This window comes from Gammaproteobacteria bacterium, assembly GCA_016765075.1.
Classification (GTDB): domain Bacteria; phylum Pseudomonadota; class Gammaproteobacteria.
Window position 1 is genome coordinate 25590 of record JAESQP010000156.1, and the last position, 7432, is coordinate 33021.

10 protein-coding genes are annotated in these 7432 nt (G+C 46.1%); 5 read left to right on the top strand and 5 right to left on the bottom strand.

Annotated features, from left to right (window positions below):
* Positions 1 to 65: 65 nt before the first annotated feature.
* Together JKY90_09625 and JKY90_09630 are read right to left on the bottom strand one after the other, a co-directional pair.
* Complete coding sequence (locus JKY90_09625; protein ID MBL4852513.1) at positions 66 to 218, bottom strand: hypothetical protein; 153 nt, start codon at positions 216 to 218, stop codon at positions 66 to 68.
* A 2-nt stretch (positions 219 to 220) separates the two neighbouring features.
* A complete protein-coding gene (locus JKY90_09630) occupies positions 221 to 496 on the bottom strand; it encodes a transposase (GenBank protein ID MBL4852514.1) in 276 nt (91 codons plus the stop codon).
* A gap of 429 nt (positions 497 to 925) precedes the next feature.
* Here JKY90_09630 and JKY90_09635 point away from each other — a divergent pair, with 429 nt between their 5' ends.
* Genes JKY90_09635 through rimI form a run of 3 tightly spaced genes read left to right on the top strand, consistent with a single transcriptional unit; the run spans position 926 to position 3732 of the window.
* Positions 926 to 2485 (top strand): 2-isopropylmalate synthase, encoded by a 1560-nt coding sequence (locus JKY90_09635; GenBank protein ID MBL4852515.1) that lies wholly within the window; start codon positions 926 to 928, stop codon positions 2483 to 2485.
* A gap of 6 nt (positions 2486 to 2491) precedes the next feature.
* The gene (locus JKY90_09640; protein ID MBL4852516.1) at positions 2492 to 3199 is read left to right on the top strand and encodes a uracil-DNA glycosylase; all 708 of its coding nucleotides are present in this window, start codon (positions 2492 to 2494) and stop codon (positions 3197 to 3199) included.
* Between the two features lie 35 nt (positions 3200 to 3234).
* Positions 3235 to 3732: a ribosomal protein S18-alanine N-acetyltransferase gene (gene rimI / locus JKY90_09645; GenBank protein MBL4852517.1), complete on the top strand. Its 498-nt coding sequence runs from the start codon at positions 3235 to 3237 to the stop codon at positions 3730 to 3732.
* 37 nt (positions 3733 to 3769) lie between these two features.
* Here rimI and rrtA read toward each other — a convergent pair whose 3' ends face one another.
* A complete protein-coding gene (rrtA, locus tag JKY90_09650) occupies positions 3770 to 4369 on the bottom strand; it encodes a rhombosortase (protein ID MBL4852518.1) in 600 nt (199 codons plus the stop codon).
* A gap of 182 nt (positions 4370 to 4551) precedes the next feature.
* Between rrtA and JKY90_09655 the strand changes: the two genes are divergently transcribed.
* Both JKY90_09655 and JKY90_09660 read left to right on the top strand, forming a co-directional pair.
* Complete coding sequence (locus JKY90_09655) at positions 4552 to 6195, top strand: hypothetical protein (GenBank protein ID MBL4852519.1); 1644 nt, start codon at positions 4552 to 4554, stop codon at positions 6193 to 6195.
* Between the two features lie 14 nt (positions 6196 to 6209).
* Complete coding sequence (locus tag JKY90_09660; protein ID MBL4852520.1) at positions 6210 to 6668, top strand: hypothetical protein; 459 nt, start codon at positions 6210 to 6212, stop codon at positions 6666 to 6668.
* A 17-nt stretch (positions 6669 to 6685) separates the two neighbouring features.
* Here the strand turns inward: JKY90_09660 and JKY90_09665 are convergent, their stop codons facing one another.
* Together JKY90_09665 and JKY90_09670 are read right to left on the bottom strand one after the other, a co-directional pair.
* A complete protein-coding gene (locus JKY90_09665) occupies positions 6686 to 6892 on the bottom strand; it encodes a SlyX family protein (GenBank protein MBL4852521.1) in 207 nt (68 codons plus the stop codon).
* Between the two features lie 33 nt (positions 6893 to 6925).
* A partial coding sequence (locus tag JKY90_09670; protein ID MBL4852522.1) for an ATP-binding cassette domain-containing protein occupies positions 6926 to 7432 on the bottom strand: 507 nt, incomplete at its 5' end.

A 7432-nucleotide genomic window follows, 5' to 3' on the forward strand; every position in this document is an offset into this window, starting at 1 on the left:
CAGATATATCCTGATAGACATTGTCTATCGAGTTTCATATAATTCCGTGAAACAATAGGGCGGATTCAAGCCATAAGTGCATTTTCATCACTCAATATCGGTTGATACCGATAACAGGTTTCACTGATAGAAAATACGTTGCACACAACACGAATGCTTGCTGAATATTCATCTTTGGCTCGTTGGGTCATCTCTTTGCGTCGAGATAGCTTTACCACTTCTACGTGCCCTCGGGGTATTTTTCGATGGCCTCGCGGGCGATTTCACACTTTAGTTTCTCTTCTGCGTACATCTTTTTAAGGCGCCGATTTTCATCTTCTAATTCCTTCATGCGTTTCATTAGTGACGCATCCATACCGCCGAATTTAGATCGCCACTGGTAAAAACACGCACTGCTCATGCCGTGCTCGCGACATAAATCAGGCACTGATACGCCAGATTCATTCTGCTTTAAGATCGCTAGTATCTGACTGTTTGTTCGTCTTGGTTTTTTCATAGAAAACTCCTGCTCTTAATTTACGAGAATTTTCTACTTTTGACTCCTGTTGTTTATTGGGGGGATTACATACAGGCTCAGATGATGGGCTTGAGCTGGAAACCCCTATGAGTTGCTGCTGAAAAATCACTAAGATGGCTTGGTTTATCTCAATAGATGCTTAACGGGGCTTTAATTGGCAATTAATTTGTGCTAGCTTAAAGCCATGAGCGTCAACCCTACTAAGCCAATATTCACAGCACAGCTTCCTGCTGGCGCCGGGTTTTTGCTCGTTCTGTTCCGACTACTGCCGTAAGGCAGACGACTCTATCGCATAACTGGCATCGCGCCAGAAAAAATCACAGAAATACCTTCCCCACTTCTTTTTTGAATGCATTGGCTCGGTTACACTTGCTATATCGCTGAGCCGTAGTCGTTGGAGTTTGAATCATGAGCAGTACAAGCAGTAAAGAAAAATTAATTATTTTTGATACGACCTTGCGTGATGGTGAGCAAAGCCCGGGCGCGTCGATGACTAAAGATGAAAAGGTGCGTATCGCTAAAGCGCTGGAGCGTATGAAGGTCGATGTTATCGAGGCGGGTTTTCCTATGGCCAGCCAGGGTGACTTTGATGCGGTTAAAGCGGTGGCTGATGCGGTGAAAGACAGTACCGTGTGTGGTTTGACGCGTGCGTTGGATAAAGATATTGACCGTGCTGCTGAGGCCTTAAAAGGGGCGAAGTCGGCACGCATTCATACCTTTATCGCAACATCGCCGATTCACATGAAAGCGAAATTGCGTATGCAACCAGACGAGGTGGTGGAACATGCGGTTGCCGCGGTCAAACGGGCGCGACGTTACACAGACAATGTTGAGTTTTCACCTGAAGATGCGGGTCGTTCTGAGTTTGAGTTTCTCTGTCGTGTGCTTGAGGCCGTGATTGATGCCGGTGCCACCACAGTGAATATTCCTGATACAGTGGGTTATAGTGTGCCCCATCAATTTGGTGAAACGATGCGTCGTTTGATTGAAAATATTCCTAACTCTGATAAGGCAGTATTTTCTGTGCATTGTCATAATGATTTAGGTTTGGCGGTGGCGAACTCACTATCTGCTGTAATGAATGGGGCGCGTCAGGTTGAGTGCACCATTAATGGTTTGGGTGAGCGTGCAGGCAATGCGGCGTTAGAAGAAATTGTTATGGCAATGCGTACGCGTGCAGATGTATTTCCGTGCGAGGTAAGTATTGATGCTACGCAGATCGTGTCGTGTAGTCGTTTGGTGTCGGGTATTACCGGTTTTGCCGTACAACCTAACAAGGCCATTGTCGGTGCTAATGCCTTTGCGCACGAAGCAGGCATTCACCAGGATGGTGTGTTAAAACACCGTGAAACTTACGAAATCATGCGTGCTGAAGATGTTGGTTGGAGTGCAAACCGGATGGTATTGGGTAAGCATTCGGGTCGTAATGCCTTTCGTGCGCGTTTAAGCGAATTGAATATTGATTTTGATTCTGAAGAAGAATTGAACATTGCGTTTGGCCGCTTTAAGGATTTGGCAGACAAGAAACATGATATCTATGATGATGACCTTCAGGCCTTGGTCACCGAGGCCAACCTTAAAACTGAAAACGAACGTATTAAATTAGTTTCTGTTTGTGTCACGTCAGAGACGGGTGAAACACCCAATGCTCAGGTTGTGCTTGTCGTTGATGGTAAAGAAGAGCAAGCGACAGCATCGGGAGCGGGTGCGGTTGATGCGGTGTTTAAAGCGATTGAGGCGTTGGTGGAAAGTGGCTCTGAGCTGCAATTGTATGCGGTCAATAATATTACAAGCGGTACCGACTCGCAGGGTGATGTCACGGTGCGTTTGGCCAAAAATGGTCGTATCGTTAATGGCCAGGGCGCGGATACGGATATTGTCATTGCCTCGGCACGCGCTTATGTTCATGCGGCGAATAAGATTATGCAGCCGACTAACCGTGCTCATCCACAAAACTCGCCGGTATAAAGTCTAATGTCATCACGTCAAGCTGAGTATTTGAGTGCAATGGGTATTCAGCGTTGGCAGCTACGTGATGCTGAAAGTAATGTGCCTGCGGTTGCTAAAGCATTACAGGAAGCATCGGTTACTAAGGCGAATAGTGATCAGGAGGGTGAGTGGTGGTCTTTATCGGATGAGGTAGCAGTGTGCCGCCAGTGTGAGCTACATCAGAGTCGCACGCAGACGGTGTTTGGCGTTGGCAATCAACACGCCGATTGGTTGATTATTGGCGAGGCGCCGGGTGCCGATGAAGATCGTCAGGGCGAGCCTTTTGTTGGTCGAGCGGGTCAGTTGCTGACGCAAATGATTTTCGCATTAGGTTATGAGCGTGAGCAGGTCTATATTGCCAATATTCTGAAATGTCGACCGCCGAATAATCGTGATCCCTTGCCTGCTGAGGTGCACAGTTGCGAAGCTTATCTTAAGCGCCAGATCGCTTTGGTTGAGCCAAAAATAATTATTTCGGTAGGCCATGTTGCTGCACAAAACCTGCTAAAGACTGACACTAAAATCGACGCGATGCGTGGGCGTGTTTATCATTATGGTGAGCAAAAAACGCCAGTTATAGTCACTTATCACCCGGTATATTTATTACGCTCCCCGCGCGAAAAAGCCAAGGTTTGGCAAGATTTACTGATGGCAAAGCAGGTTTTTCAACAAGCCAAAGCGGGCTTGGCCTAGTGATTTATTCATCGTATTAAGTCATTATAAGCGTCATGGCCTGTAAAAAAGATCAAATAGAAGCATCAATATCACGCACCTGTCTTATCCGTCCGATGCAACGGCAGGATGTGCCGGCTGTGTTAGCGATTGAGCAGCGCGCTTATGATTACCCTTGGACAAAAGGTATATTTAACGATTGTTTGCGCGTTGGCTATTATGGTTTTGTGGTTGAACGAGAAGAGGTTATTGTCGGTTATGCTTTGATGAATACCGTCTCGGATGAGGCGCATGTGCTAAATCTTTGCGTTGAGCTTGAGCTGCGCCGGCAAGGGATAGCTCGTATATTATTAGAATATATTATTGATCTCGCCAAGGAGCTTAAAGCCGTATCACTCTTTCTTGAGGTGCGTCAGTCCAACGTTGCTGCTCTAGCACTTTATCATGACTATGGCTTTGACGAGCTTGGTGTGCGTCGTAACTATTATCCGGCAGCGGTAGGGCGCGAAGATGCGATTATGCTTGTTAAACAGCTTGACTTGCAGCAGATGTAAAAATAGCCGTTGGTGGAAATAGCGGCGCTGGGAATCCTTAACGATTATGGTTAAGCTTGCTCCATAGATGTGCCAGCAGTAGCCAAAGCAGCCCTGCAATTGCCCCAAGTAAGTGCGCACGCGTGGCGACAGTAACGCTGTTTGCCAACCCCTCAATACGTTCTCCCAAAAGCTGTTGAATAAAAATGTATAGGCTTAGTCCTGCGAGCGCGAGCGCATTGAATATTTTCTTGTGCTGATAATCGTTAATTGCTGATATATAAAATAGACCAATTAGCACCCCAGAAAGCCCACCATACCATTTCAGTTCTTCGCTGAAGGTCAGTAGGCCGATGCTTACTGCAAGCATGATGAATACTAATGCGCCAAGCCAGTGCCAAGTTGAGAAATATTGGCTATAAAACTGTTGCAGCAGCATTAGCCCTGCTATGTTTAACAGCCAATGTGTCCATGACAGATGCGTGAGATGACCGCTTATCGCGCGCCATATTTCACCATTCATTACGCGTTCAAAATCTAAATACAATACATCTCTAATATCGCCAGGCAGTAGCATGATGAGGGCGGTGAGGAGTGCCAGCCAATATACATTTCTTCCTTTGCTAACTATCATGGAGTGTCTATCGTTCAGCGGCATATTTTTGTCATGTAGTTAAGGGTTGCTTGGGTAAGCCAATGATTCATCACGGTTTGTTATTTTGCCAACTCACGCACATTGTTTCCTCTCATCACTTTTTAGAATAGAAGCTATAAAAAGTATAATATCGGTCGCTAAGCAAATACATGCCTGTGGAATTGGCACTAGAAATGAGTTGATGCATGAAAAGAATTATACCGTTAGTTTTTTGTTTTTGGGTGACCTCAGCGTTGGCTGCCGCTGATTTGCCGATAACAGTTGCTGGTGATAGTTATATTGTTGCCTTGACAGAAAATAGCACTCTTTCGTATCGGGTCACAGAGCAGTTAGGTCAGGATGTAGGTGAGCACTATTATGGTGAGATAGATTCTGTGCCAGATAGTTGGGCGCGAGTATCCATAATTAGTGGGCAATGGCAAGGTATCGTGTCGGTTTACGGGGCGTTGTATGTCATTGACCAGCCTGTTGCGGAAAATTTGCAAGCAGCGCAGGCTGCGAGTATCGCTATGCCAGTGCAAGCCTTGGCAGATTTGGCTGACGACATGGGCAGTTGTGGGGTTGCAGGTCATGAAAGTGAGTTGGATACGTCATTGGTCTCGATTATGGAGGCAGGCGTCACCCAAGACGTTGCGTTTTCAGATTTTTGTGCTGCACAGGTCGATGGCCTGTGCATTCTACCTGAGATAGAATTTGCTTTTGATAGCGCTTTTCAGTCCTTGTATGGTGCCAGTGCTGCCGCCCAGGCGACCTCGTTGATTAATACCGCTGAGGGGTTCTATCGGCGTGACAGAGCAGAGATGGATGGTAATAACGGCATGAATATGGCTTTTGATGTCATTACTGTTGCGTTTCTATCCTCTGAAGTTTTTAGCACATCGACAGATGCGGGTATTTTTCTGAATGATATTGAGACAAAGAAAGCGAACGGCCAAATCTCATTTATTACAAATAGTCAGGCGCTATTGCATGTAGTGACTGGGCGTGATTTTGATGGGTTAACAGCAGGTATAGCGAATGTTGATGTGCTATGTAATAGCAATGGCTTGGGTGTTGCTACAACCTCTGTAGTGGGTAGTATTCCACTCACTGCCGTGGTGATGGCGCATGAGCTTGGCCATAACCTTGGCTCGTTTCATGATGGCGAGACCGGTAGCGCCCCCCCTAATAGAGTTATTGCTGGCATGTGTGCTGATGGAAGCCATATCATGTCGTCATCTGTAAGCAGTGGTTTTACCGGTTTTTCCAGTTGTTCAGTAACGCAAATGGTTAATTCTGTTGAGGCCGTGTTATCACCAAACCAGTGTTTTAATTATCCTGCGGATATCGCTATCTCTAATCTAGTCAGCCCGACCAATGTCAATGTCGATGATGTCTTTAGCGCCTCGTACATGGTCTCGGTCATTGCCACAGGGTTTCAGGCCGTGGGACAAATTACGTTAACAGGTACATCTAATGTGGGTGCTCGGTTTACCAGCGTTACGGCGAATGGTAATGCATGTTCCATTGGTAGTAATGCTGGTTCCAGTTACAGTTGCACTGTAAATAATCCGGGTGGCGGTGTTACGATAAATATCGATGGCACTATTACCGGTTTCAATGCTCAAGCCATCATCACGCACACAGCGTTAATCTCAACAGACGACGTGACTGATGTGCTGATCAACGATAACAGTATTGCTCAAACTATGATTGTCGCAGGCACCATTACAGCGCCACCACTCCCTGCAGGAGCTGATTCAGACGGTGACGGAGGCGGAGGCGGTAGTCTTGGTTGGCCGTTGCTATTGGGCTTGTTTGGATTGTTATTTCGTTGGCACTATTCTTGAGCGGTTTTCTATTTATGTCTTATCGCATTATGGCGCTATTTTTTTCCGTGGTCTTAATAAGTTCATGCTCTGGCTTGGCCCAGCAGACGAATTCAGTGGCAGATGAGTACCAACAGAATTTTCAAATATGGCAGCAAACGGGTTGGAAGGACTATGACCTGATCTATCAGCGCCAATGTTTTTGTCTTGCCGAAGTGCTTAGAAAAATACGCGTAGAAGTACGCGATGGCAAGATTGCTAATGCAGTCTATGCCGATGATGGTAGTGCTATCGCAGCAGAGATTGATTACAGCCTAAAATCTGTCAGTGATTGGTTTGAATTGATTGCCGAGGCAATAGATCGTCCAGCCGAAGGCTTGCAAGTGAGTTACGATGAAATGCTGGGTTTTCCTAACTCAATATCGATCGACTACTATCGGCGTATGGCCGATGATGAGGTGATGGTAGAAATTTTCGATGTAATAAGAAAGTGAGGCTCTAAAAACCCACTTTAATAGTGAGGCGGCTTTTCATCAACGATATTATTATTACTTTCTGTTGATTGCAGGCTTTGGTATCGCTGCGTTAGCAATTTCGCAAGGTCTTCTAACCTATCAATTTGTCTTTGTTGTTTTGTCACGACATCATTGAGTTGTTGTATCGTATCTTCTTGATAGGCAATACGTGTTTCGATATCAATTAAGCGATTTTCGTTCATCTGTTTGCTCCGCGCTGTAATTTTTTGGCTGGTTTAATGAGTGAGCGGTTTGTACTTGATACGGCGTGGTTGTTCTGCCTTGCTGCCCAGGCGTCGTTTCTTGTCTGCTTCATAGTCGGCATAATTACCCGTAAACCACTCTACCTTGCTGTCCCCCTCAAAGGCGAGGATGTGTGTGGCAATACGATCAAGAAACCAGCGATCATGTGAGACCACTAGGGCGGTGCCGGCAAAATCCAGTAACGCCTCTTCCAATGCGCGCAGCGTTTCAATATCAAGGTCATTGGTCGGTTCATCGAGCAGGATGACATTGCCACCACTGCGTAGTAATTTGGCCAGATGAACGCGGTTACGCTCGCCGCCGGATAATGTTCCGATACGTTTTTGTTGATCCTGGCCTTTAAAATTAAAGCGACCGACATAAGCACGTGAAGGCATTTCAAATTTTCCGACCTGGATAATATCAGCGCCATCACTAATCTCTTCCCACACGGTTTTGTTGTCATCGAACTGATCACGTTTCTGCGTGACAGAAACAAG

Excerpts from the sequence above, each read along its gene's own strand:
- JKY90_09630 (MBL4852514.1), bottom strand. The coding sequence starts at position 496 with ATGAAAAAACCAAGACGAACAAACAGTCAGATACTAGCGATCTTAAAG.
- JKY90_09635 (MBL4852515.1), top strand. The coding sequence starts at position 926 with ATGAGCAGTACAAGCAGTAAAGAAAAATTAATTATTTTTGATACGACC.
- JKY90_09640 (MBL4852516.1), top strand. The coding sequence starts at position 2,492 with ATGTCATCACGTCAAGCTGAGTATTTGAGTGCAATGGGTATTCAGCGT.
- rimI (MBL4852517.1), top strand. The coding sequence starts at position 3,235 with ATGGCCTGTAAAAAAGATCAAATAGAAGCATCAATATCACGCACCTGT.
- rrtA (MBL4852518.1), bottom strand. The coding sequence starts at position 4,369 with ATGCCGCTGAACGATAGACACTCCATGATAGTTAGCAAAGGAAGAAAT.
- JKY90_09655 (MBL4852519.1), top strand. The coding sequence starts at position 4,552 with ATGAAAAGAATTATACCGTTAGTTTTTTGTTTTTGGGTGACCTCAGCG.
- JKY90_09660 (MBL4852520.1), top strand. The coding sequence starts at position 6,210 with ATGTCTTATCGCATTATGGCGCTATTTTTTTCCGTGGTCTTAATAAGT.
- JKY90_09665 (MBL4852521.1), bottom strand. The coding sequence starts at position 6,892 with ATGAACGAAAATCGCTTAATTGATATCGAAACACGTATTGCCTATCAA.